This window comes from Methanoregula sp. PtaB.Bin085 (genome assembly GCF_002067035.1).
Lineage (GTDB): Archaea > Halobacteriota > Methanomicrobia > Methanomicrobiales > Methanospirillaceae > Methanoregula.
This window is the reverse complement of sequence record NZ_MVQB01000042.1, coordinates 1-25849: the sequence shown is the minus strand read 5'-3', so window position 1 is coordinate 25849 and position 25849 is coordinate 1. Positions and strand designations below refer to the sequence as shown.

General features: G+C 58.8%; 25 protein-coding genes. 18 read left to right on the top strand and 7 right to left on the bottom strand.

All coding sequences use genetic code 11. The annotated features are described in order from the left end of the window. The first annotated feature begins 3 nt into the window (after positions 1-3). From A4E33_RS08850 to A4E33_RS08830, 5 genes are all read left to right on the top strand, one after another. Positions 4-480, top strand: coding sequence for a hypothetical protein (locus A4E33_RS08850; protein ID WP_292347362.1), 477 nt, complete (start codon positions 4-6; stop codon positions 478-480). An 18-nt stretch (positions 481-498) separates the two neighbouring features. Then, positions 499-945, top strand: coding sequence for a hypothetical protein (locus tag A4E33_RS08845; protein WP_292347360.1), 447 nt, complete (start codon positions 499-501; stop codon positions 943-945). 117 nt (positions 946-1062) lie between these two features. Then, positions 1063-1617: a UbiX family flavin prenyltransferase gene (locus A4E33_RS08840; RefSeq protein ID WP_292347359.1), complete on the top strand. Its 555-nt coding sequence runs from the start codon at positions 1063-1065 to the stop codon at positions 1615-1617. Continuing rightward, positions 1610-2848: a UbiD family decarboxylase gene (locus tag A4E33_RS08835; protein ID WP_292347357.1), complete on the top strand. Its 1239-nt coding sequence runs from the start codon at positions 1610-1612 to the stop codon at positions 2846-2848. Before A4E33_RS08840 ends, A4E33_RS08835 begins: the two co-directional genes overlap by 8 nt. Before the next feature lie 3 nt (positions 2849-2851). Beyond that, complete coding sequence (locus A4E33_RS08830) at positions 2852-4015, top strand: aconitase X catalytic domain-containing protein (RefSeq protein ID WP_292347355.1); 1164 nt, start codon at positions 2852-2854, stop codon at positions 4013-4015. 88 nt (positions 4016-4103) lie between these two features. On the opposite strand, the gene A4E33_RS08825 is transcribed toward A4E33_RS08830, so the two are convergent. Continuing rightward, positions 4104-5009 (bottom strand): hypothetical protein, encoded by a 906-nt coding sequence (locus A4E33_RS08825; protein WP_292347352.1) that lies wholly within the window; start codon positions 5007-5009, stop codon positions 4104-4106. Between the two features lie 248 nt (positions 5010-5257). Next, positions 5258-5587: a hypothetical protein gene (locus A4E33_RS08820; RefSeq protein ID WP_292347350.1), complete on the bottom strand. Its 330-nt coding sequence runs from the start codon at positions 5585-5587 to the stop codon at positions 5258-5260. A gap of 163 nt (positions 5588-5750) precedes the next feature. Between A4E33_RS08820 and A4E33_RS08815 the strand changes: the two genes are divergently transcribed. From A4E33_RS08815 to A4E33_RS08770, 10 genes are all read left to right on the top strand, one after another. Next, positions 5751-6098 (top strand): hypothetical protein, encoded by a 348-nt coding sequence (locus A4E33_RS08815; RefSeq protein ID WP_292347348.1) that lies wholly within the window; start codon positions 5751-5753, stop codon positions 6096-6098. 90 nt (positions 6099-6188) lie between these two features. Next, positions 6189-6407 (top strand): ATPase, encoded by a 219-nt coding sequence (locus A4E33_RS08810; RefSeq protein WP_292347346.1) that lies wholly within the window; start codon positions 6189-6191, stop codon positions 6405-6407. A gap of 85 nt (positions 6408-6492) precedes the next feature. Next, a complete protein-coding gene (locus A4E33_RS08805) occupies positions 6493-7077 on the top strand; it encodes a V-type ATP synthase subunit E (protein ID WP_292347344.1) in 585 nt (194 codons plus the stop codon). A gap of 2 nt (positions 7078-7079) precedes the next feature. Beyond that, a complete protein-coding gene (ahaC, locus tag A4E33_RS08800) occupies positions 7080-8132 on the top strand; it encodes an ATP synthase A1 subunit C (RefSeq protein WP_292347342.1) in 1053 nt (350 codons plus the stop codon). Continuing rightward, positions 8125-8445, top strand: a complete 321-nt coding sequence (locus A4E33_RS08795; RefSeq protein ID WP_292347340.1) for a V-type ATP synthase subunit F — start codon at positions 8125-8127, stop codon at positions 8443-8445. The genes ahaC and A4E33_RS08795 overlap by 8 nt, the downstream gene beginning before the upstream one ends. Positions 8446-8449: 4 nt before the next feature. Then, complete coding sequence (locus A4E33_RS08790) at positions 8450-10189, top strand: V-type ATP synthase subunit A (RefSeq protein WP_292347339.1); 1740 nt, start codon at positions 8450-8452, stop codon at positions 10187-10189. After that, a complete protein-coding gene (locus A4E33_RS08785; protein WP_292347337.1) occupies positions 10186-11592 on the top strand; it encodes a V-type ATP synthase subunit B in 1407 nt (468 codons plus the stop codon). The genes A4E33_RS08790 and A4E33_RS08785 overlap by 4 nt, the downstream gene beginning before the upstream one ends. A gap of 1 nt (position 11593) precedes the next feature. After that, positions 11594-12259, top strand: coding sequence for a V-type ATP synthase subunit D (locus A4E33_RS08780; RefSeq protein WP_292347335.1), 666 nt, complete (start codon positions 11594-11596; stop codon positions 12257-12259). Positions 12260-12316: 57 nt separating this feature from the next. Continuing rightward, positions 12317-12598 carry a hypothetical protein gene (locus A4E33_RS08775; protein WP_292347333.1) on the top strand — a complete coding sequence of 94 codons (282 nt, stop codon included), beginning with the start codon at positions 12317-12319 and terminating at the stop codon, positions 12596-12598. Between the two features lie 64 nt (positions 12599-12662). After that, the gene (locus A4E33_RS08770) at positions 12663-12905 is read left to right on the top strand and encodes a hypothetical protein (protein ID WP_292347331.1); all 243 of its coding nucleotides are present in this window, start codon (positions 12663-12665) and stop codon (positions 12903-12905) included. A 540-nt stretch (positions 12906-13445) separates the two neighbouring features. Here A4E33_RS08770 and cooS read toward each other — a convergent pair. The 4 genes from cooS to A4E33_RS08750 all read right to left on the bottom strand — a co-directional run bounded on the left by cooS (position 13446) and on the right by A4E33_RS08750 (position 18045). Beyond that, a complete protein-coding gene (gene cooS, locus A4E33_RS08765; RefSeq protein WP_292347329.1) occupies positions 13446-15404 on the bottom strand; it encodes an anaerobic carbon-monoxide dehydrogenase catalytic subunit in 1959 nt (652 codons plus the stop codon). A gap of 142 nt (positions 15405-15546) precedes the next feature. Then, on the bottom strand, positions 15547-17484 hold the full coding sequence (locus A4E33_RS08760; protein ID WP_292347327.1) for a V-type ATP synthase subunit I: 1938 nt from the start codon (positions 17482-17484) through the stop codon (positions 15547-15549). Between the two features lie 22 nt (positions 17485-17506). Then, positions 17507-17830, bottom strand: a complete 324-nt coding sequence (locus A4E33_RS08755; RefSeq protein WP_292347325.1) for a V-type ATPase subunit subunit G family protein — start codon at positions 17828-17830, stop codon at positions 17507-17509. Positions 17831-17847: 17 nt separating this feature from the next. After that, on the bottom strand, positions 17848-18045 hold the full coding sequence (locus tag A4E33_RS08750) for a hypothetical protein (protein WP_292347323.1): 198 nt from the start codon (positions 18043-18045) through the stop codon (positions 17848-17850). Between the two features lie 176 nt (positions 18046-18221). Here A4E33_RS08750 and A4E33_RS08745 point away from each other — a divergent pair, with 176 nt between their 5' ends. The 3 genes from A4E33_RS08745 (at position 18222) to A4E33_RS08735 (ending at position 24371) form a co-directional block, all read left to right on the top strand. Next, positions 18222-19349 (top strand): DUF1646 family protein, encoded by a 1128-nt coding sequence (locus tag A4E33_RS08745; protein WP_292347321.1) that lies wholly within the window; start codon positions 18222-18224, stop codon positions 19347-19349. 444 nt (positions 19350-19793) lie between these two features. Then, on the top strand, positions 19794-20336 hold the full coding sequence (locus A4E33_RS08740; protein WP_292347320.1) for a HEAT repeat domain-containing protein: 543 nt from the start codon (positions 19794-19796) through the stop codon (positions 20334-20336). Positions 20337-20450: 114 nt separating this feature from the next. Next, positions 20451-24371 (top strand): DNA-directed DNA polymerase II large subunit, encoded by a 3921-nt coding sequence (locus A4E33_RS08735; RefSeq protein ID WP_292347319.1) that lies wholly within the window; start codon positions 20451-20453, stop codon positions 24369-24371. Positions 24372-24486: 115 nt separating this feature from the next. On the opposite strand, the gene A4E33_RS08730 is transcribed toward A4E33_RS08735, so the two are convergent. Beyond that, positions 24487-25644: a CPBP family intramembrane glutamic endopeptidase gene (locus A4E33_RS08730; protein ID WP_292347317.1), complete on the bottom strand. Its 1158-nt coding sequence runs from the start codon at positions 25642-25644 to the stop codon at positions 24487-24489. Positions 25645-25849: the final 205 nt, after the last annotated feature.

The window sequence follows — 25849 nt, the reverse complement described above, 5'->3', positions numbered from 1 at the left end:
CACATGAAATACCTAGCAGTCAGCATACTGGTCATTGCGGGCGTCCTCCTCGCCGGGTGCACGGGAACCCAGCAGTTGCCGCCGGCAACCCCCGTACCCACGGCCACTGCAGCACCCGGGATGTCCACGCTGCCTCCCACGACATCACCCCCGTCGTTCACCCTCGGCGACCACTACCTCCAGAAATCATACTCGCTCCACAGCGAGACCGAAGCAGTGACCGAGCAGTTCCGGGTTGACAATCCGTCATGGGGCATCGGCTTTAAGGTACTGCCCCTCAGCGATGACCTGCAAAGCTGCTGGTTCGAGATGACCATAACGAACCTGGACACGAACCGGAATGAGACCTTCGGATATGGGCGGGACAAGAGCTTCGAGCTTTACCAGCAGTACCCGATGTATAATCCCGGCCCGTACAGGCTCACATTACGGGGCAACCGGGTCAAGGTCGATGTAACGGCAGCGAAGCGGAACCCGTGATCTCCCCGAGGGGTGGCCATGGCTGAAGACTGGCTTGCTGTTCTCATCGGCGTTGTCGTTGTTCTCATTATCGCCGCTGCTGCGCTGCTGGAGCTCCGCAGAAGCGAGCGCCGGCTGTACGAGAATGCCCAGAAGCTCCGGGTGTACACAGACCTTCTGAACGCGATCACCGACCTGAACCTCTCCGGCGGAGACTCCTACAGGATGGATATCGCCAAGAAGAACCTCGCCCTGACCCTGAACCGGCTGAACCTCGTCGGCAGCATCGGGGTCCTCAGGAGCACGAACGATCTCCTCGATTTCCTCAACGAACACCGGGACAAGGAGTTCGACACCCTGCGGCTCCATAATATCCTCAACACGCTCGTCATTGAGGCACGCCGTGACCTCAACCCCTCCCACGCCCGCCAGGTCGAGGATGCCCGTATCCGGTTCCGGTTTTTCGCTCCCCCGAGAGGGAAATGACATTATTTTTATAAACCCCTGGTCTCTTCCCGTCGTCAATGTCCTGACGGACCTCTCCGATACACAAACTCTTTTTCCCCCGCGCTCCGACATTCATACGACCGGAGAGCGGCAGAAATGAAAAAAGAGATCGTTGTCGGGGTGACCGGTGCAAGCGGGGCGATCTATGCCCGGCGCCTGCTCGAGGTGCTCTGTAAGAATGTAAAGGTCCACCTCATTGTCTCTGAGGTGGCAGAAAAGATTGCTGCCCACGAAGGTGTCTCGTTCAGGGGCCTGAAAGCCGAGTACCACGCGAACGACAAGCTCTTCGCTTCGATCGCGAGCGGGTCGCACCGGTATGACGGCATGGTCGTGATCCCGTGCAGTTCCAAGACCCTCGCGGCGATCGCGAACGGGTATGCCGACAACCTCATCACCCGCACAGCGGACGTCTGCCTTAAGGAAGGCCGGACCTGCATCCTCGTCACCCGCGAGATGCCGCTCTCGAAGATTCACCTCAAGAATATGCTCGCCGCCCATGAGGCGGGGGCAACGATCATGCCTGCAAGCCCCGGGTTCTACAACCGGCCGGATACAATTGACGACTTGGTGAATATGGTAGTCGCCCGCGTACTCGACCATCTCGGGGTTGATCACAATCTCGGGCAGCGATGGGGTGGTGAAGATGCGTAAGTTTATCGAATCGATGCGGAAGGCAGGGCTCGTCACGGATGTAAAGAAAGCGATGGCCTCGGACGACATGAAGGCAGCGAAAATGGCCGCGGGGACGGACAGGCTTCTCTTCTTCCACAACCTGGACGGCCACCGGGCGGTCATGAACATGACCGCAAGCCGCAGGGCCCTCTCTCTTGCCCTCGGTATTGACGAGAAGAAGCTCGTGAAGACCCTTGCCGACGCAAAGTATGACGGGAAGATCATCGACGATGGTACGCTGAAGATGACGAAGCCTGACCTGTCGAAGCTCCCGATCCTCCACCATTTCCCGAAGGATGCAGGCCGATACTTCACTTCCGGCATTGTCTTCTCCTGCTGGGACGGCGTGGAGAACGCCTCGATCCACCGGATGCAGGTGCTGGACGATCATCGTGTAGTGGCCCGGCTCGTTGAGGGCCGGCACACGCACGTGATGCTGAAGAAAGCGCTTGCTCAGGGGAAGAAACTCCCCATCGCGGTGACGATAGGGACGCACCCTGCCGTGACCTTCGCGAGCTGTACCCGGGTTCCCGCGGGGATGGAGCTGCCGTTTGCCGCCGAGCTGACGGGCGGGAAACTGAAAGTGAAGAGGTGCCGGAACGGCGTCCGCGTTCCCGATGCCGAGATCGTGCTCGAGGGCTACATCACCGCTGAAACGACCGGCGAAGGGCCGTTCGTGGACATCACCGGTACCTACGACCCGGTCCGTATGCAGCATATCATCGAGTTCACGGGCATGTACACGAAGCCGGACTTCATCTACCACGGGATCCTGCCAGGGGGGGACGAGCACAAGATCCTGATGGGCTGTCCGTATGAGCCGAAAATTTACAAGGCCGTGGCCGGTGTTACCGAAGTCCGGAACGTCGTTCTCACGAAGGGTGGCTGCGGGTACCTCCACGCCGTGATCCAGATCCGGAAAAGCACGCAGGGCGATGCCAAAAACGCGATCATGGCGGCCTTCGCCGCCCACACCTCGCTCAAGCACGTGGTCGTGGTGGACGAGGATATCAATCCTGAAGACCCGTACGATGTGGAATACGCGATCGCGACCCGCGTCAGCGGCGACCGGGACGTCATGGTCATCACCGGTGTACGGGGATCCTCGCTCGACCCATGCCAGCTCGAGGACGGGACCAATGTCAAAATCGGGGTCGATGCAACGATGGTGCTCGGTCGCGAGGCGGAGTTCACCCGGGCAACGTGGTGAACGATGCAGCTCGAACCAGATGATGAGCGGATCCTTGCCGGTGAACAGGGCGAGACGAAGCAGAAGATGCTTGAGCTTCTCGTGGCGCTCGGCAAGGTCTTCGGCGCGGAACGGCTCGTTCCGATTAAGAGCGCCCAGGTGAGCGGGGCGTCTTACAAGACGATCGGGAAATACGGCCTCGAATGGCTCTCCAGCCTCGATGCAAAAGCGGTTATACCTGCCGTACTGAACCCCATCGGCATGCCCCGCGGGCGCTGGCGGGAGATGGGCGTTGACCCGGACTTTGCGGAAAAGCAGCAGGCGGTTGTCGCCGCCTATTCACGGCTCGGGATCGCGCTCGAGTGCACCTGCACGCCGTACTACCTGCGGGAGACCTCGTTCGGTGACCATATCGCATGGTCGGAGTCCTCTGCGGTCAGTTACGCAAATTCGGTTATCGGCGCCCGGACCAACCGCGAGGGCGGGCCGGGTGCGCTTGCCGCGGCTCTCGCAGGGAAGACCCCCTGTTACGGCCTGCACCTGCCGGCGAACCGGAAGCCGCAGGTGGTCATTGCCGTCGGAGCCGATACCGCAGGATGGACGATCGCGGATTACGGGGCGCTCGGGTACCATGCCGGGAAACTGGTCGGGAACCGCATCCCGTTCTTCACCGGTATCCGGCCGGACCGGGACGGGCTGAAGGCGCTGGGGGCCGCGATGGCAGCGACCGGCGCGGTCGCCCTCTATCACGTTGATGGAGTCACCCCGGAAGCGAAGAAGAACAAGTACGATATTGCGGGCCTCGAGACGATCACCGTTGAAGGAGCGGAGATCAAAAAACTCTTCAAAGATGTGCCGGTCGAGGCCGTTGCCGTCGGCTGCCCGCACTGCTCGCCCGAAGAACTCACCGCCATCGCCCGCCTCCTCAAAGGGAAACGGGTGAAGATGCCCCTCTATGTCTTTGCATCGCAGGGAGTCATCGACCGTAACCGGAAGACCGTGGAGGCGATCGAGAAAAGCGGGGCAAAGGTCTATGCCGATACCTGCATGGTGGTCTCGCCGGTCATGGAGCGGTATAAGGGTATCATGGTGAACAGCGGCAAGGCGCTCGCGTATGTGCCGGACATGTGCGGGGGGGCTGCCCGGATCGGGACGACCGAAGAGTGCGTACGGGTAGCGACGGAATAAAAAATATCCCATTCCGGATTGCGATACTATCCTTCCCCCTGCTTTCAGAGTCCGGAAATGGCTACGGGCTGTGAAAGCATGCCGTTTATTATTTTCTCCCCTTCCGAACAAGTATGGCGAGGGCGAGTAATCCCAATCCGGTAAGACAGAGAAGTATCACCATCCACCTGTATCCGGGAGTCAGGAGCAAACCGGGATCATGGCCAACACGATCAAAATGGTATTCTACTGCACCGACGGTTCTGCCATTAACAGCCTTCGGCGCCAGTTCAGATTCCAGTGCCCACCATTGCCGGGTTGCCGGATCAGGATGCATGACTGCAAAGCTAGTATCATTCGTAAAATGCCAGTATTCCACAACCTCTTTTGGCTGGCAATCACCCGTATTTGGGACACCTGTGCACGATTCAGAACTCATATCGCCATATACATACGAGATATAGACTGCATCATGAGAATAACGGCCATAATAAGAAAAATTATGCTCAAACCGACGGGATGCGTTCTCTTTCGGATAATGCCTTATCTCGGATATCATATTCCCCTCTTTGAACAACGAGATGTTTGCGTAGGCGACCTGACAGATCGAACCATTGCAACGGGAACAATCGGGGAACCGGGTAATATTGAGGGAAAAATCTCCGCTGAGCGGAATTGTGATTTTCGTTGGATCGCCGATAAAATATGGAGTGGCCGGGTTGCGCGAATAGGGGGCTGAGATTGCAATCGTGACCCATTTCCCGCCGGAACTGTTGCTCCATACCGCCTCGACATCCTCCAGGAGGAAAAAAACATCAAGTGCAACACGATCCGGCACTTCTCCCGTCAGCTCTCCGGTTGAAGTGTTGATTGAAATCGTGTTATTCGGCTTATCTATTTTCGATATCACACCCCGGACCGGAATTTCTCCGAAATCTGCCAGCACCGGGTACATGCATACTGTAACCAGGATGGTGAGGAGAGCGATTCTGAAAACAAACATACTCCTTTTCATGGTAACATCACAACGGTGATACTTCAGTATTCACTGCGAATATACTTATTATTTGGTGATTTTGTATAAAAATGTCAGGGCATCCTTTTTTCATCATTTTTCTACAAAATCATTGAAAAAGAGAGTGCTTTCGCGTACGTCCCTGACATGTGCGGGGGGGCAGCCCGGATCGGCACCACCGAAGAGTGCGTGCGGGTTGCAACGGAATAACCGTCTCAGCGCCCACGCCCCGAAAAAAGGCGGGAAGCTCACTTCGCTGCCAGCAGGATCTTCCGGATCTCAGCCACCGCTTCCGGCGACGGGTTATGGCCCGGCCCGACACCCTCCCCCAGGGACAGGATCCTGCGGACACTGTCCAGATTCATCCTGCCGAAGGGGATTGCATCCCACTGTTTCTGGTCGATCGTGTTCCACGTGCACTGCAGCACATGCCCGAGAACGGATATATCCGTCTCCGTCAGTAACCGCCGTTCCGGGCCCAGTGCGTCCCGGATCATTTTCACAGCTTTCTCCACCATCTTCTCCCGGTGGACGTGATACATCCTCCTTCCTATCTCTGCCTGCGACACATCCGTCATCTGTTCTCCCTCCTGTTGTCTCCTGCAGGAATGAAGAGTCAGTCCCTCTGCAGCCCCATATAGTTTGTGGCGGTCTTCCTGCAGGCCTTCTTCTGTGCCGTGTTACGGACGGGACGGCGGGACTAAGTTTATCATCCGGCACCGGAATAGATTCACGCGAGACATGTCTCCATCCACCGAAGACAACCTGGGAAGACGCCGCTACCTGCTGGAGCGGGACAAGGCAGTTGAGGAGGCGCTGGAAAAGGTCCGGCGCGCCCCGGATTCAGAATGGGGAACGCTCACGTCGGCTGACCGCGCCATGCTCCGCTCTGTGATAACCGAGGTCTGGGACACCTCCGAACGCAGCCGCTGGAAGCAGTTCTGTTTCTCCACGCTCACCCGGGCAGATATCCTGCGGCTGATCGCACTGGGGGACGAGATAAAAACCCTGCATCATCTCTCTGACAGGGCCCTTGCAGCAGCCGAGGCCATCCTCCTTTCCTGTGGCCTGGGCCCCCGCGCAGAATAACCCGGCGCCGTGGCTGCACCACTCCTGCACCACTCCATACATTAATATATGGGAATCCCGTTAGGTTCTATCATTAGGAGGGTGTAGCACATGGTTGGTTGGGAAGTTCCCATCGGGGCAGCCATCGCGTTTGCCGGTGGTGCCATTGGTACAGGCTGGGCACAGTCACGAATCGGTGCAGCAGGTGCAGGTGCAATCGCCGAGCGCCCGGAGACCTCCGGTTCGATCATCATCCTTGAAGCCATTCCCGAAACGCTCGTCATCCTGGGGTTCGTCGTTGCGGCGATGATTCTCCTGATGACGGGATAGCCGGGTAACCCCCCGGGCACTGCCGGATCCCCTGCAGCGTGCGGGTGGCTGGGCGGTGCCGGGTATCCCGGGATGGTGATTCAACGTGGCGTACGAAGACCTGCTGAAATCGGTTGAAGAGAGCGCTCACGAGAAGGAGCAGGAGCTCAGGAACAGGCAGACCGCAGTTGTCGACGAGATCAGGGCCCGTGCAAGGAAGCAGGCCGGCGCGGTCCGGCAGGGTCACCTTGACGAAGCTGCACGGTCTATATCGGCAGAACGGAACAAGCTGCTGTACCTCGCAAAAGCAGAAAAGAAGGAGATGCTCATCAGGGTCCGGGAATCAGCGTTCGAACAGGCATTTGCCGAATCCGTAACGCGGCTGAAGACCCTGCGGGCTGACCCGGAATATCCGGCAGTATTTGATAAGCTTCTCCGTGAAGCAGCCGCTGCCATGGGTAACGGGGCGTTTGTTGTGCATATCGACCCGCGGGACGAGGCGCTGTGCAAACAGACCCTTCTGGCACAGCGTATATCCCCCGGGATCCGGGCCGATATCTCAACATCGGGGGGTCTGGTTGCGGCGCTGCCTGACAACTCGATCGTGATCTCCAACACGGTTGAGTCCCGTCTGGAACGGGTACGCGAGCTCAAGAGAAAGGAGATCCATGCCATCCTTTTTGGGGAGTGACCATGGACTACGGGTACATCAATGCACGGATGCGGGGCATGAAGAGCCGTCTGCTCTCCCGCCGGTCCCTTGATGACCTGATCATGAAACCCGACCTCGAGTCCCTGATTGCGGATCTCGAGAACAGTCCTTACCGGGAGGATATCATCGAGGCGAAGGGCAGATCGACGGGCATAGCCTGCATCGAGAACGCCCTCCGGCAGAACTTCATCAGAACCTTCCGGAAGATCCAGAACTTCTCGAAGCAGGAACCGGAGGCCGGGGAGTATATCGCAATCTTCCTCCACCGCTGGGATGTCCAGAACATCAAGACCATCCTCCGCGGAAAGAATATCCACACGACAAACGAGGAGATCCTCGAATGCCTGGTACCCGCAGGAGAACTCGACGAGGTTACCTTAAAAGAGCTCCTGAAGCAACCTGACGTCAGGTCGGTTATCGACCTTCTCGCGACCTGGAAGATCCGGTATGCAAAGCCCCTGACGGAATCTTTTGCTGAATTCTGGAAGTCCAGGGATCTTGCCATCCTCGAGTGCGCGCTCGACCGCTATTATTACACTGACGCCCTCGCAGCAGTGAAAGCCCCGACGTACAACAACAACCTGATACGGGACCTTCTGGCGCTCGAAATCGACGTGGTGAACCTGCGCACGGTCCTCCGGATGGTGCGGGACAGCGTAGATCCGGCTGATGCCGAACGATATATCATCCCCGGCGGGAAGGAGTTCGACCTCCGGAAACTCCGCCACCTGCTCACGCTCCCGGCAATTGATGACGTGGTCAGGGCCCTGGTTGCGACCCGGTACCGGTTCCTCTCCCGGATTCCCGAGGCCGCGATCCGGACCCAGAAGATCTCTGTGATAGAGAAGGAACTTGAGCGGTATCTCATACGGGAAGGTGTCGGAGCATTCCTGCTTGATCCCCTCAGCGTGGCATCGGTGATCGGGTACTTCTGGGCCAAGTACAACGAGATAACGAATATCCGAATCATCTCCCGGTGCAAGACTGCGGATTTCCCGGTCGAGAACCTCAAAGAGGAGCTGGTGTATGTATAAGTTCGTGGTTGTCACCGACAGCGACCGGGCAGCCGGGTTCCGCCTGACCGGTGCCGAGGTTATCGAGGCGGCGGATGCGGGGCAGGCGCGGGCCCTGATCCCACCGCTCCTGTACAAGGACGACATCGGGATCGTCGCCGTCAACGAGGAGTACATGCTCTCGCTTGACGAGAAGGTGATGGACCGTATCGAGAAGATGCACCGCCCGCTGATCATCCCGCTCCCTTCGAAATCGAAGGAGATCGACCGGCGGACGTATATCGAACGGCTCCTGAAAAAGGCAATCGGGTATAATATCGTGTTGAAGAGGTAGGCACATGATCACGGGAACGATTCTGCGGATCTCCGGTCCGGTCATCATCGCACGGGGGATGAAAGGGTCGAAGATGTATGATGTGGTAAAGGTTGGCGAGGAAGCTCTCCGGGGCGAGATCATCCGGCTCGAGGGGGAGGAAGCGGTCATCCAGGTGTACGAGGATACCACGGGCCTCCTTGTCGGAGAACCGGTCGTGAACACGGAGCAGCCTCTCTCCGTGGAGCTCGGCCCCGGCCTCCTTGCTTCTATCTATGACGGCGTCCAGCGCCCCCTTCCCGTGCTCAAGGAGAAGAGCGGGGATTTCATTGCCCGCGGCATCTATGCACCAGGTCTTGACCGGGAGAAGAAGTGGGAGTTCGTGCCCGGGCTCAGGAAGGGCGATACTGTCGTTCCCGGGGATATCATCGGAACCGTTGCCGAATACCACTTCGAGCACCGGATCCTCGTTCCCCACGGTGTGTCGGGGACGGTAACTGACATCCGATCCGGCTCGTTCACGGTCGAGGAGACGGTCTGTACCATCGACGGGAAGACAAACCTCTCCATGATGCAGTACTGGCCCGTGCGGATCCCCCGGCCCATCAAACGGAAGCTCGACCCGGTCCTGCCGCTCATCACCGGGCAGCGGGTCTTCGACTGCATCTTCCCGGTGACAAAGGGCGGGACTGCCATGATCCCCGGTGGGTTTGGCACCGGTAAGACTGTCTCGGAGCAGACGCTTGCCAAGTGGTCGGACACCCAGATTGTCGTCTATATCGGGTGCGGGGAGCGGGGCAACGAGATGACCGACGTTCTTGCCGAGTTCCCCGAGCTGATCGATCCAAGGACGAAACTTCCCCTTATTGAACGGACGATCCTGATCGCCAACACCTCCAACATGCCGGTCGCAGCCCGCGAGGCCTCCATCTACACGGGGATTACGATTGCCGAGTACTTCCGTGACATGGGCTACGATGTAGCACTGATGGCCGACTCCACCTCGCGGTGGGGAGAGGCGCTCCGCGAGGTCTCTGGCCGGCTTGAGGAGATGCCGGGCGAAGAGGGTTACCCGGCGTATCTCGCTACCCGGCTCTCGGCATTCTACGAGCGGGCGGGCAGGGTGATCTGCGTGGGAACGGCGGAACGGAGCGGGTCGGTCACGGTCGTGGGTGCTGTATCGCCGCCGGGTGGCGACTTCTCCGAACCGATCACCCAGAACACCCTTCGGGTCGTGGGCACGTTCTGGGCTCTGGACACGAACCTCGCCTACCGCCGGCACTTCCCGTCCGTCAACTGGATCAAAAGCTACTCCCTCTACCTCGATTTCATTGGCGACTGGTACGTGAAGAACGTATCCCGTGACTGGCGGGAGCTCCGCGAGAAGGCGATGTATCTCCTCCAGAAGGAGGTGGAGCTGCAGGAGATCGTGCAGCTCGTGGGCCCTGACGCCCTGCCCGAGAGCGAGAAGGCAATCCTCGATGTGACCCGGATGATCCGCGAGGACTTCCTCCAGCAGAGCGCGTACAGCGACACCGACTCGTTCTGCCCGGTGGAGAAGCAGTACCAGATGCTGAAAGTCATCATGGAGTTTTATGAGAGCGTGAACACGGCGATGAGCCGGGGCGTTTCGCTCCGGCAGATCCAGGCGCTTCCGCTCCGGGCCGGCATCGGCAGGATGAAGGATGAGCAGGATATCGATGCGATACGGAAAATGTCGGTCGACATCGCGCAGCAGATCGCTGCACTGGAGGTGGAGAAATGAAGCAGGCATCGCTCGTCACCCGGGAGTACCGGACGGTCGATTATGTTTCCGGTCCGCTTATCTTTGTCGAGAACGTGCGGGGCGCCTCGTACGGCGAGATGGTGAAGATCAGGCTCCGCAGCGGCGAGGAGCGGACCGGGCAGGTGCTCGATATCTCGGAGGAGCACGCAGTCGTCCAGGTCTTCGAGGGCACCCGGGGCATCGATACGCACGAGACAACCGTCCGCTTCCTTGGCGAGCCGGCCCGGATCAATGTATCGCTGGATATGCTGGGCCGGGTCTTCACCGGTGTCGGTAAAGCGCGGGACGGCCGCCCGGACATCATCCCTGAAGCGGTGCTGGACATTGCGGGAATGCCGATCAATCCATCGGCCCGTGACAAGCCTGCCGACTTCATCCAGACCGGGATGTCGGCCATCGACGGGCTCGACACGCTGGTCCGGGGCCAGAAGCTCCCGATATTCTCCGGTGCAGGGCTGCCTGCAAGCAAGCTCGCCGCCCAGATCGCCCGGCAGGCGAAGGTACTGGGCGAGGGCGAGCAGTTCGCCGTGGTCTTTGTTGCCATGGGCATCACCCACAAGGAAGCCTCCTTTTTCCAGCGCGACTTCGAGCGGACGGGAGCCCTTGATCGCGTGGTCTTCTTCATGAACCTTGCCGACGACCCGACGGTCGAGCGTCTCGCCGCACCGCGGTGCGGTCTTGCGGTAGCCGAGTTCCTGGCCTTCACCCACGATCTCCATGTGCTGGTCATCCTGACCGACATGATCAATTATGCCGAGGCTCTCCGCGAGATCTCGACAGCCCGGGAGGAGGTGCCCGGCCGGCGCGGTTACCCCGGCTACATGTACACCGACCTCTCGACCATCTACGAGCGGGCCGGGCGGCTGAAGGGAAAGAAGGGTTCGATCACCCAGATCCCGATCCTGACGATGCCCGACGACGACATCACCCACCCGGTTCCCGACCTGACGGGTTACATCACCGAGGGGCAGATCGTGCTCTCCCGCGACCTCTTCCGGAGGGGTGCCGACCCGCCGGTCGATGCCCTGCCCTGCCTCTCCCGGCTGATGAACCTCGGGATCGGGCCCGGGAAGACCCGGGAGGACCACCGCGGGGTTGCGGACCAGCTCTACGCTTCCTACGCCTACGGCCGCGACCTCCGCCGGCTTGTCGCCATCGTTGGCGAGGAAGCCCTGACTGAGCTTGACAAGAAGTACCTGAAGTTCGCGGACCGGTTCGAGAAGGAGTTCATCACGCAGGGTGACGAAGACCGCTCGATCGAGCGGACGTTTGCCATAGCATGGGACCTCTTCTCGCTCCTGCCCGTGGACGAGCTGAAGCGGATCAAGCGGGAGCACATCGCGAAATACCACCCGGCCCACGCGAGGCCCGCCGGAGAGTGACATGGAGCAGGTCAAGCCCACACGGATGGAGCTGATGAAGAAGAAGGCGCAGATTCGCCTCGCCGAGCAGGGCCGCGATCTCCTGCGGGAGAAGATGGACGCCCTGATCCAGGAGTTCTTCAAGATCCTCTCCACGGTCTCCGAATCGCGGGACGAGCTCGAGGCCGTATCGCAGGCCGCCGACCAGGCCCTCCTCGTGGCGCAGGCAACCGACGATATCGTTACCCTGAAATCCGCCGGGCTTGCCACCCGGCGCTCGATCCAGGTGGGGATCACCGGCAAGAACATCATGGGTGTCCCGGTGCCGGTCATCGAGAAGAAGCGGATCTCCAAGAGCATGCTCGAGCGGGGTTACGGGGTCATCTCCACGACTGCCCGCATCGACGAGACGGCCGAGCGTTACGAAGCGGAGATCGACCTTTTGATGAAACTCGCAGAGACCGAAACTGCGATGCGCCGTCTGGGGGCCGAGATCCAGATGAACCGCCGGCGGGTAAACGCTCTCGAGCAGATCATGATCCCCGAGCTGAAGGCGCAGGCCAAGTTCATCAAGAACGCCATCGAGGAGCGGGAACGGGAGGACCTGTTCCGGCTGAAGAAAGTGAAGAGTATCCTCGAGCGGAAGAAGAAGCTCGTGAAGGAGAAGAAGGCGGCGGCGAGGAAGTGAGCCCCGTCCGGAATAAATCGCATTTTTTCTCTGGGATCCTGTTGCAAATATCTCTCCATGGCACAGGTGTTTGTCGACGATGGGCCAAAGAAAATGAGTGACGGGGAGAATGCAAACGCAATCGTGAATCTGTTTATAGTCGAGGCGATAATTGTTGTAGTCTGCTCTGTTGCATATTTTTACCTCACTCTTGTTCTTGGCTGGGATCCGAGAATTACGATCATCCCGGTTATCGTAGTATTGATATCAGTCTCATTATTCCTCAGATGGAAACTGAAGAAGATCACCGCGGAATCAGAAAAATACAGTAAATACACTTCTGCTCCACCGTTCCTGTGAGGTCCCCTCCACAATTTTCCGTGATTCCGGTTATTATCTATAGTACCGCATCGCATCTCTCATCATGGCGCTGCCGAATACTGAGGTTGAGAAACAAAAGGGGCTTCCGGACAAAGAGAAGAAGAAAGCCGTCCTCAACCTGCTGCTGGTCGTTATTGCGATCGATTTCCTTGTCATCGCCGCATATTTCTGGCTCGTTCTTGGGATAGGCTGGGATCCGACGCTCGCGCTCATCCCGCTGCTCGGGATATCGATGGCGACCGGGCTGTACTTTGCATGGCAGAAGGGGAAGATCGACAACGGGTGAGGATTTTTTTCGCAATAGGTTCGCGAGTTTTGTACGAAAATCGATCAGCGATTTTGATCTCAGAATTGATCCGCGATGTACATTTTGAAATCGGATCCCGGTTTTGAGATCGCAATCGCGATCACGATCAAAAACCCTTCCGGAAAAATCGCGATCCGATTTTTGTACAGAAATCGATCTGCGATTTTCAGATCAAAATCGATCCCCGTTTTTCATTTGCAAATCGATCCGCGATTGAAAACCAGTTTTCAGACAAAAAGTACAGACGGAACATAAAAATCGGATCCCGATTTTCGTACGAAAAACGATCAGCAATTTTGAGATCATACTCGATCCCCGGTTTTCATTGTAAAATCGGATCACGATTTTGAAACTGCAATCGCGATCACGATCGCGATCAAAAACCGTTCCGGAAAAATCGCGATCCGAATTTCAGATCAAAATCGGGTCGCGGTTTTCATGTACAAGATACGTTCCAAGAATCCCCAAAAAGCAGTCTGTCCGGGAAGTACTTCCGGCATCAGGAAAAAAGAGGATACCTCAGATCCCGAGCCCCGTCCGCTGCCGCTCGATGTGGGCCGCGATGAGGTCCGCCGCCTTCAACGGGTCCGGCTCCACGGCAAAGCTCGCGTTCACCGCGCCCTTCAGGCCCTCGGTCAGAAGCGAGACCACAGCCGGGCTGCCGGCAATGTGCGGCATCACACCGAGCACAGTATAGACCCCGGAAGCAACGAAGTAGCACCCGATCGAGACCGCCTTCTGGGAATACCACTCCGGGGCTGCACCCGCGATCGGGAGCTTGTGGATCGGGACATTGAGGGCATTGCCCAGTTCCGCAGCAAGCACGAGGATGCGGGAGTTGTCAACGCAGGAGCCCATGTGGAGCACGGGCGGGATCTTCAGCGACTCGCAGACTGCCCGCAGGTCATCCCCTGCAAGTGCTGCCGCTTCCGGCTGCAGGAGCCCCGCCTTCCCGTTCGCAATTGCCGCACAGCCTGTTTCTACGCAGAGAATGTTCCTTTTGATGAGCTCCTTTGCAAGCGTCACGTGGCCGTAATCGTGCTTCACGTGCGGATTGTTGCAGCCGACAATGCCAGCAGCGCCCCGGATCTTCCCGGCCGCGATCAGGTCGATGATCGGCTTGAACGTTCCCCCGAGTGCTCCCCGGATTGCCTCGTTGGAGAACCCGGACATGAGCGGAACGGGTTCTCCGGGAATCTGCACCCGGTTGGGATTGCGGTTCTTATAATTCTCGACTGCCATCCGCACGATCGCCTTCGCGGTCAGGTAGCCCTTGTCCGGTGAGAAGTCGAAGTAGTACGACCCCGGGATTTTTGCTTTCGGGCTCGTGGAGATGATGAGCGTGTGATAACAGCTCGCCATCCGCGGGAGCGACGGGAAGATGCACTGGTAGTCGACGATCATCGCCTCGAGTGCCCCGGTTGCGATGACCAGCTCCTGGTTCAGGTGGTTGCCCGACATCGGCACACCCTTGCGCATCAGGAGCTCGCTTCCCGTGCAGCAGAGCCCGACCAGGTTGATCCCTTTGGCACCGTTTTTCTGTGCAACCGCAACGAGTTCGGGATCCCTCACTGCGTTCACGACCATCTCCGAGAGAACCGGGTTATGGCCGTGGACGGCGATATTGACATGGTCCTCCCGGAGCACGGCAAGGTTGACCGTGGATTTCAGGGGCGCCGGCGTCCCGAACAGGATATCCGAGACGTCCGTCCCGAGCATGGACCCGCCCCAGCCGTCCGAGAGACCGCAGCGGAGCCCCTGCAGGAGGATATTGACATAATCGGCGCCGACCCCCATCTGGATCCGGTGCATAGCGTCCACCACCTCGCGGTCGATCCCCCGCGGGGCGATCCCGAGTTTTGTCCAGACCTCCCGGGTGCCCTTCGGTGCCCGGTTGAGGAGCGTCAGGGTGTTTTTCACCATCCCGTACTCCTCGAGCATGGCCCGGCCCAGCTCCGCTGCGAGCTTCTCGGGCTTCTTCTTTGCCGTATCGATCCCGTACTCCCCGCAGAGCCGCTTCAGCTTCTCCGGGTCGGCGATTCCATAGTCCTTTGTCTTGCCGGACCCGACCAGGTACAGGGTCTCAACAATATCCCGGCCATGGTCGGAATGGGCAGCCGCACCGGTAGCGATCGTATCGAGCAGGTTTCTTGCCACCATCAGGTCGGCGTCGGCACCGCAGACACCGCGGATGCGGTGGGGCGGGATGATCCTGCACGGGCCCATGGTGCAGCGGGAACAGGTGCTCCCCGTCTCGCAGTACTTGCACGGTGGCTGCTGCATCTCGAACCGGTCCCATACCGTCTCGAGTCCCTCCTTCATCGTCATCTCAAGCAGGGGTTTGGCATTCTCATCGGTCGTCCGTGCCTCGATCTTCTGCGCTATCAGCGCAGGGTTCAGAAGCGACATCCGGGCGCGATCCAGCTCGCAGACTTCCAGCCGTTCCCGGACAAGAACAGGTTTTGGTTCCTCAGCCATCGTCCATCACTCCATCGGCACTTGGAAATTCCCTGATGCAGTATATATAATATTGCCTTGAGGTCCAGGGCTATGGTACGGCCGGCATCCCATGTACAGCGCATTGGTTGAGATCAGTCAGCAACTTAAAAAAGGAAATCCACTAGCCGCTCTTTCCCGCCCCGCCAGGAGGCATGCGGGCAAACGGCTTGTACGGCACCCCGCCGCCCTCGTAGAACTTGGAAAAGAATTCCACGAGATGGAGACGGATGGAGTGGATAGAGGGGGAGAACATGGCAAGCACCACGTTGAGCGCGTGGAGCAGGACTGCCATGGCGATGCCGACGATTGCGATCCCGAACGCCCCTGCCATTTCGTTTGCCACGATCGCGAGGATCACCGACGCCATCCCGATTGCCATAAGGCGGGCATAGGAAAGGATGTTGCCCACCGTACCCATCACTTCCATGGCGCCGAATGCGCCGGCGCCATAAATAATCAGGATAAAACCGATGATGAGGACGCCCGCCCCGATGTACAGGGCATAGGAGGGGATGACCTTCGCTGCGGCTGCAAGCAGCAGGATGATACCCGAAATAGCAAGCATCATGCCTGAGCGCTCCGCAAAGTGCTTTCTGCTCCTGGTTATGTACGCATTCCGCATGCCGATGGATAAACCGAGGAAGACGTGGATGACCCCGATCGTGACCGCGAGGATCAGCATCGGTATGATTGCTTCCGCCCGGTTCCAGCTGATGCCAAGGAGGTGCACCGGTTCGATCCAGTGCATGTGCTCCCCGAAGTTCCCGAAGAATTCCCCGAACAAATACCCGAAGACAATGGTTGGGATCGATGAAACGATCAGCACACGGGACATGTTCGCAAAGAACGTGCCCGGCTCAGCCTTCTTCCGGACGTACAACCCGATGGCAAGGATGACAAGGCCATACCCGATATCTCCAACCATGATCCCGAAGAAGAGCGGGAAGAAGATAGCGAGGATGGGCGAGGGATCGAACTCGTGATATTTCGGGAGCGCGACAAGACCCATGATGAACTCGAAGGGCTTGATCCAGGCCGGGTTATCGTACCAGACAGGGGCGTGTTTCATGTCCTCCTCGGTCACAGGTATCTCGCAGATCACGACCCGGTTACCAAACGCGTTGTCCAGCGCCTTCTTCGTGGCCCTGAGGTGCTTTTTGGGGATCCATCCCATGATGACGAATGTATATTCAGAGAGCCCGAAGTTCGCGTACGCCCCCACTTCGTTATAGATGTCCTCCAGTTGCCGTTTCAGCACCGCGAGCTCCTGGAACCAGACCGATGACAGGGAACTGAGGCGGGCGTCGATATCCTCGATCTCCTTTTTATTCTTCTGCTTCTGCTCCTCGATCAGGGCGAACATCTCGAAGAACGGCTTCCCCGTGTACTCTTTGGGCAGCCGGACCTCGTTGACGTTCACCGAGTAGATGAAGGCATGGACCTCCTCCGAGTGCTTCTTTGAAAAGACCATGATGGTTGCAAGGGTTTCCTCGTCCACCTTCGTCGAGGTCATTTCGAAGTGGTTGTGCGTGATCGCGGCAATCTCCTTTTTGATGATATCGATTACCCCGGCATGCTCCTTCTGGATAAGCAGGATCGTGACCTCGAATCCCTCCAGCGTCGGCAGCTCCTTCTCCACCGGCTGGATGATAGCAAGAACCTTCGCGTACCGGTCAAGGGCGGTGATGGCAAGGGTCAGGTCGCTTTTCCTTGCAAAGAGATCCCGGGTCGTGGTTTCGAGTTCCTGAATGACCTCGCGGGCCCGTTTGATGATCTGATCGTAACTCTTCTCGGCAAGGGATGTGCGGAAGGCGGCCTGGCGTTCCTGGTCTTCGGCGATCGGGGGGAGCGTTGAGAAGATCGCCTGGATCTTGGACAGCACATCAGAAATATTCTGCGCCGCCTCCAGTTTCACCGGTGTCAGGCAGATCTCCTGCGGGCGAACCTCCTCGCTTGCATTCTCAAGGTGGACCGTTCCTGTCCGGTACATGAGATCGACTACCCGGTCCAGCTCTTTTCTTGGCCCGATAACCTGGATCCGTTTCATCGACTGGAGCATGGTAACTCCCCCCTGGATGCACTTATTCCCTGATCACGTAACCGGCAATGGCTTCAACAGCTTTTGGCAGGTTTTTTGCCCCCCTGGCTGCAGCCGATTCGCGTTCCGCTGCTGCAGTGCGCTTCAGATCTGCGATCTCAGCCTCGATCTTTGCCTTCTCCTGCAAGTAGAACTGTTCGGCCTCGGTTTTGGCAGCGCTGTCGGCAGTACAGAGCAGGCTTTCGGCTTCCGCCTGAGCCGATGCAATCGCCGCGTCGGTCTCCTTTTTTATCCCCTCCAGCTTCTTTAAGTACTCCTCCTCTTTCTCCCGTATCTGCTGCAGCAGCGTTTTCTCTGTCTCATCCATACCTCATCTCCTCCCTCCTACAGGCCGTGTCTCCGCTTCAGTACCGACGTGACACCGTACTCAGGTTTCCCGTTCGCCGGGGTTTTCCCGTTGTCGTCTTCACTCCTGCTGATCAGGTCCTTTGCCCTCGCGGCAGCCTCGTCAAGCCGTTCCCTGCACCGGGCAACGGCCGTGGTCTGCAACGACCTGATAACTTTCGTAAGATCCTTTGCCACGATCCACACCACACCTCTTGGCCTGACCCTTTGTGATCAATTGGTCTATACCATCGATGAAGTATTTATACCTTCATACTGGTGCACGTCCGGAACCGGCGGAAAGAAACCCATTAAATGTCCCGGATGCGAAAAACTGGTAAGAATCCGGCTGCACTCTGCATGCCGGGACGGTGGTGGACGGCGTGGAACTCCTCGTGAACGGCGGCCTTCTGGTCATCTTTCTTGTCGTCCTCATCCTGCCGTTCCGGGTGAAATGTATCGAGCACAACCTCGAGGCCTTCCTCTTCGCCTGCGGGGTCGCGGCACTGACCATTGCCGGCCTTGCCTCCATCCCCGGCGAGACAACCGGCTGGAGCCTTGCGATCCTTGAAGAGGCGCTCCTTGCCCCGCTGAAGATCACCACCGTTTCTGGCATACCGGTTGGCATTGTCCAGATCGTTCTCCTTGTCGGGCTCCTCATCTACTGGTTCCATCACAGGCTGGAATCTGTGATCATCGGCATCGTCGATCGCTTCCCGCTCACGGCAATCGTCTTCTTCCTCATCGTCATCCTCGGCCTCGTCTCGAGTATCATCTCCGCCATCCTCGCCTCTATCATCCTTGTCGAGATCGTCAACGCCCTCCCGGTGGTGAAGAAGGCGAAGGTGGAGATTGCCGTGGTCGCCTGCTTTGCCATTGGCCTCGGCGCCGGCCTCACCCCTCTTGGAGAACCCCTGACAACCATCGTGGTCTCGAAACTCAAGGGGGAGCCGTTCAACGCCGGCTTCACGTTCCTCTTCGACAACCTCGCCATCTATATCATCCCCGCGGTCATTGCCCTGGGTTTCGTCGGTGTCTTCCTCTTCCGGCGGAGCCACACCGGCGATACAAAACTCGAGTGCATCATCGAGCGGGAGTCCCTGCGTGACATCGTTATCCGGGCTGCAAAGGTGTACCTCTTCATCATGGCGCTCATCTTCCTTGGCGAGGGATTCAAGCCGCTCATCCTCGCCTACATCATCCACATCCCGTCTGCGGGGCTCTACTGGGTGAATATTGTCTCGGCTGTGCTCGACAATGCAACGCTTGCGGCAGCAGAGATCGGGCCCACGCTCTCCCTCCAGCAGATCGTGAGCGCCCTGATGGGGCTCCTCATCGCCGGAGGCATGCTGATCCCGGGCAACATCCCCAACATCATCGCGGCCTGCAAGCTGGAGATCACGAGCCGGGAATGGGCGGAGGTCGGTGTCCCGCTCGGCCTCGCACTGATGGCGGTCTTCTTCGTCATTCTGTTCGTGCCGGCGTGGATGGGGATTGGATAACCAGGGTTTCTTCACAAATCCTGATGAAAGATCCAGAAAATGGCATCGATAAATGATACAGGCAGAGATGATGATTCACATGGTTGTCGCATGAAAAAAATGATGATGGGGCTGATGCCCCCTAACCCCCTGTTGGGATGGGTGCCGCCGCCCCCACGGGGACGCTCCCGCGGCGGCTTACAATAAGCGTTTTCTTGGAATCTGCTCTGGCCCCGCCGTGCCCCGCGAGGGGCCCTGAGGCGGGGAACCCTCATAAATTTCCGATTTTCACATGATTTTTATCGGTCGGGTATGACTCTCCATTCACACCAGGTTCTGCAGAGCATCTTTTTCATTTTTTTATCCTGGTACGAAATGAACAAATTCATGCCCTCTCCCCTGATTATAGTTTTTTACTGACACGCAAACAACCATCACCTTCAGGCACCCATCTCAGTAATACATATGTCCTGTGATAGCGACAACGGGGAGGAAGGGAGCGATGAGATCCAGCGCCAGATAGCAGCCCTGAAAGATCCTGCGATTGAACGGCGTCACGGTGCAGTCTCAGCGCTGAAACAGTGCGGTGAACCTGCCGCCCGGCCGCTTGTTGAAGCACTCGCGAATGCCGGGAACAATGACGAGCGCTGGTACATTGCGATCGCGCTCTCCCGCATCGGCGAACCTGCCATTATCCCGCTCATCATGGCAATGGAGAAGAATGCAGACCGTGAGTTCAGGAAGTACGCCGCTGCAGCGCTCGGCGAGATCGGTGAACCCGCCGTTGACAATTTAATCGACGGCATGGCAAGTGACGACCGCGAGCTCCGGGGATTCCTGGCGCAGGCGCTCTGCCGGATCGGAAAGTCTGCAGTGGAGCAGCTTACGCGCCGGCTCGATGACCCGGACGAGATAATCCGGCAGTGCGTCACCCTCACCCTCTGGCAGATGGGCGAGAACGGTCTTGCGGAGGTGGTGAGGAAGGTGCAGGAAGAAAAAACTTCGTGACAGCAACCCCGCTGGCCTGACTGGAAAATCCCTTCCTGTTTTTCATACGAACTCCTCCGTCATCTGCCGGCCGTAATCCCAAGCCATAAATCCCACCCCGCAGAATTTACCGGTATGCTCAGGCTCTCGCCCGCGATGCAGGCCTATGAGAAGTCTCTGCTCGACGAACTGCACCGCGCCATTGCGATAGCGAAGGAGGCCCGGAAAAAGGGCCTCGACCCGTCGCTCGATGTAGAGATCCCGATCGCAAGCGACCTTGCCGACCGCGTCGAAGTCCTGATCGGGGTGAAAGGAGTGGCCGCCCGGATCCGCGAGCTCGAGGCAACGATGTCCCGCGAGGAAGCGGCGCTCCGCATCGGCGACGACTTCGTTGCCCGGAAGTTCGGCGAGAAGGACACTATGGAGGTCCTCGACCACGCGATCCGCGTTGCCATGGCGCTCCTGACCGAGGGGGTTGTCTCGGCGCCGACAGAAGGGATCGCGAAGGTTTCCCTCGGAAAGAACGACGACGGCACCCAGTACCTGATGATCTTCTACGCGGGCCCGATCCGGAGCGCCGGCGGAACGGCTCAGGCAATGTCGGTGCTCGTGGGCGACTACGTGCGCCAGAAACTGGGGATCAACCGCTACATCCCGAGGCAGGAGGAGGTCGAACGGTACGTGGAGGAGATCCGGCAGTACAACAACATCATGAACCTCCAGTACCTCCCGAGCGAGGCCGAGATCCGGCTTATCATCGAGAACTGCCCGGTCTGTATCGACGGCGAGGCCACCGAGCAGGAGGAGGTCTCCGGCCACCGCAACCTCGAGCGCGTGGAAACGAACGTGGTCCGTGGCGGCATGGCGCTCGTCATCGGCGAAGGGATTGCCGGGAAAGCCCGGAAGCTCAAGGGCCGGGTCGAGAAGATGAAGATGTCCGGCTGGGACTGGCTGGACAAGCTGATCGCCGGTGCGGCAAAGGGAGGTGACGGGGAGAAAGCGGCAGGGATCAAACCGCTCGACAAGTACCTCCGCGATCTAATCGGAGGCCGGCCGGTCTTCTCGTACCCGATGCGCAAGGGCGGGTTCCGGCTCCGGTACGGGAGAAGCCGGAACACCGGCTTTGCGGCCGCCGGCATCCACCCGGCAACGCTCTACGTGCTCGGGGAATTCCTTGCTACCGGCACCCAGATGAAGACCGAGCGCCCGGGCAAGGCCTGCGGCGTGGTGCCGGTCGATTCCATCGAGGGGCCGACCGTGAGGCTGAAGAACGGGGATGTGCTCCGCATCAGTGACGAGGCAACCGCGAAACGGCTGAACGGGAAGATCGAGAAGATCCTTGACGTCGGCGAGATCCTCATCTCGTACGGGGAATTTTTGGAGAACAACCACCCGCTCGTCCCCGCGGGATACTGCGCTGAATGGTGGCAGCTGGATGCCGGCGACGGGGTCAAACCCCCGAAAGACGAGGAGGAGGCTCTCGCGATGGCCCGCGCCGGCGGATACCTTTACCCGGAGTATACCTGGTTCTGGGACGATATTACCTCCGGCCAGATCCGGGCGCTGGCGGATTCGGTTGCTTCCGGTGGATCGATCACTGACGGCGTGCTCCGCATCCCCCCCGATCCCGCTGTCAAGGCATCGCTCGAGCTGCTCCTCATCCCTCACACTGTGCTCGACAATGGCAGCATCGAAATCCGGACCTGGCATGCTTTTGCTGCCTGCCTTGGCCTTGACGATAGCCTGAAGAAACGCGATGCATGGAACAGCGTCCCAACGGATGCCGCCCCGCTTGACCTCGTGATGCACGTGAGCGGCCTGAAGATGCGGTCCCGGTCGGGTACGCGGATCGGCGGGCGCATGGGCCGGCCGGGCAAGTCGAAACCCCGGAAGATGAATCCGCCGCCGCACGTCCTCTTCCCTCTCGGAGACTCGGGCGGTGCCCGGCGCTCGTTCCAGTCGGCGTCCGCTCATACCGCAGAGACTGACCAGGACAACACCGATCTCGATTTCCAGAAGGCGGGGGGGATCATCGAGATTGAGGTCGGGCGTCGCCGGTGCTCGCAGTGCGGTGAGACAGGGTATCTCAACCGGTGCGAAAAATGCGGGGGGCATACCGATGCGGTCTTTACCTGCACGAAGTGCGGCCGGGAGACAACGTTCCCCCGCTGCCCCGGCTGCGATGCCCCGGCAACCTGCAGCCAGCGGCTGACCCTCGATGTGAAAACCGAGTATGCAAAGGTCATGGAACGCCTCGGGCTGAAGACGGACAGTGTTGCCCTGGTCAAGGGCGTCAAGGGTGTCATCTCGAAGGAGAAGACAGTCGAGGCGATGGAGAAGGGGATCCTTCGGGCGACCCGGAATATCTGGGTTTTCAAGGACGGGACAACGCGGTTCGACATGATCGATCTCCCGCTGACGCACATCCGCCCCGGGGAGGTCCGGGTTCCCGTGGAGAAGCTTCGTGAACTCGGGTATACGAAGGATACCCGGGGCTACGATCTGCAGAATTCCTCGCAGGTGGTTGAGCTCCACCCGCAGGACATTCTTGTCTCGGACTCCTGCGCCGAGTATATGGTCAGCGTTGCACAGTTCATAGACGACCTGCTGGTCAAATGCTATGGCCTCGAATCGTTCTACAACGTGAAGTGCCCTGACGACCTGGTCGGCCACCTCGTCATCGGCCTGGCCCCGCACACGAGCGCCGGCGTCCTTGCCCGGATCGTCGGGTTCACCCGGGCGAACGTTGGATATGCCCACCCGTTCTTCCATGCCGCGAAACGGCGGAACTGCTTCTTTGGCGATACCGAGATCGAGGTCATGGAAGGCCGCCGTTGGACAAAGATCCCGATCCGGAAGTTCGTGATGGAGAACTTCGACCTCTCCCGCCCGGGCATTGACCGGCTCGGCACGTACTACTCGGACCCCGCACGACCATTCGCTGTCAGGACCGTTGACACGAACGGTATGATCCACATCCGGAAGGTTACTTCGGTCTCCATCCACCGCTCGCCCGCCCACCTGCTCCGGATCATGACGGGCAGGGGCCGGGAACTGGTCGTCACGCCAGACCACGCGATGCTGGTCTGGGACACCAGTTACCTCCGCAAACTCCGTGCTATGGAGCTGAAGGCCGGGGATGCCGTCCCTGTCTTTGAGGGAACCTGCGTGATGTCCGACCGCGTTGCCGCCGTTGAGCCCGTGCCGGCGCCCGAGGAAAGGGTCTATTGCCTGACGGTCGACACCGACCACACACTCGTGGCAAACGGAATCTTCACCGGCCAGTGCGATGGCGACGAGGACTGCATCATGCTCCTCCTCGACGGACTGATCAACTTCTCGCGCTCGTTCCTGCCCCAGAACCGGGGAGGGTCGATGGACGCCCCGCTTGTCCTGACCAGCCGTATCGATCCCTCCGAGATCGACAAGGAAGCCCTGAACGTCGATGTCTGCGATCATTATCCCCTTGAGGTCTATACCGGCGCCCTTGCATACGCGGAGCCCAAGTCGATCGTCAAGCTGATCGATCGGGTCGAGAGCAGGGTGGGGACGGAGGCCTCGGTCGAGGGATTCCAGTTCACGCACGATACCTCGGATATCTCTGCGGGACCGCTCGAGTCCATGTACACCCAGATGAAGACAATGACCGACAAGCTCGAGGCGGAGCTGACGCTTGCCGGCATGATCAGGGCCGTCGATGCCGATGACGTTGCGGAACGGGTCCTCACCACGCACTTCCTCCGCGACCTCATGGGTAACCTATCAGCCTTCTCCAAGCAGAAGTTCCGGTGCACGAAATGCAACACGAGTTACCGCCGGATGCCCCTTGCCGGCAAATGCACGAAGTTCAAAGGCCGGGGCATCTGCAACGGCAACATCATCCCCACCGTCCACGAGGGCTCGGTCAAGAAATACCTCGAGATGTCGCGGGAGATGTGCCGGAAGTACAACATCTCCGAGTACACGAAGCAGCGGATGGAGGTGCTCGACCTTGCCATCACCTCCACATTCGGTGAAGAGAAGCAGGAGCAGCTGGGGCTTGCGGATTTTATGTAAACCGAAGATTGTCAGACCAGGGGTTGGAGAAGAATTGCGCAGCAATTCTTCGACATGCGGGGTTGAAGATTTTCTGCTGAAATCATGAGATAAGCAGTGAAAAATTCTGAAGAAATCACAATGTCGTAATCCCCGCCATGATCAGCGCGAACAGGGTCAGATCGTAGATCCCGTGGGAGATGGCGCTCGTTGTCGTGTTGGTACGCTTCCGGAGTATGCCAAAACAGATACCGACAAGAAAGACGCCGAGCAGCCCGTCCCATGCATACTGGTATGCGTGCAGCGATGCAAAGACAAGTGCCGACAGGACGATCCCAAATCTCGGCTGGATGACCCCCCGGATCGAGAGCTCTTCGCCAAGCCCTGCCGAGACGGAGGCCATGACTGCGGCAAGCGGGGTGAAGGATGCCAGGAAGAGATTGTTGACCAGCGTATCGTCGGTTGTCGGGATCCCGTATGCTGAAAAGAGGGCTGTTACGGCGTCATCGAAAACCCAGAATACCGCAACAAGGACGATACCGGTGACGATGCCCGTGGCAACCTGTCCCGCCGTGGGATAAACAAGCCCGAGCCGTTCGAATGTTGACGAAAGGTCCCTGCGCAGCCAGAGACCCACCATGAAGAACGAGCCGATGACCGTCCAGATCAGCATGAATGCATCCAGCCTGACCGTTGATCCCGGTTCCTCAAGCCCGATCCCGAGCGTTCTCTGCATCGCGGGGTTGAGGAACGGGGCATTGCCGGTGATGATGAGCGGAATGACGGGTATCATGACGAGGGCAAGGATACAGACAAGACCGGCCATGTGGATGAAGGAGTCCGGGTCGAAAGGCAGCACCCGCGCGAGCAGCCCGCGGAACGCCCGGGAGAATCCAATCAGGCAGATGAACGCTGTTCCGAACGGGACCAGCAGGAGCCCGGTTGCTTTTTCTGCAGACAGGGATTCAAGGTACCGGTCAAGGGCATCCGGATCATCCGACCATGCAGCAGCCGGGTCGAGGCTGAATATGAAACTCATGGTTGCGATGCAGAAGAGCAGCCCGAGAAGCCAGAGAACGGCCAGATAACGGGCCATGCTGTTCTGTTCGCCGGTGTATGCAAGCAGGGCGAGGATGACGAAGGGGGCAACCATGGCCCCGGCAACGACTAACTCTTCAACGCTTCCCGAGAGCATCCCGCTGATCGCAAGCACGAGCAGGGACAAAAACCCGATGATAAGGGGGAGGATGACAAAGAAATCCCGGTACCTGCTGTTCTGGATCCCGGTAAACATCGTATGATCATGGAAGCAGCGGATACAAAGATGTATGGTGCGGGCAGCTGGTGATCCCTCCATGTTAACGCTTTTACATCCCAATGCCAACAGTATACTGAGCGAGAATATCTAAGTGGCCAACAGAGGCAGACTCAAGATCTGTTCCCGAAGGGGTTCGCAGGTTCAACTCCTGCTTCTCGCATTGCTGAGTTCTCTGGTGCTG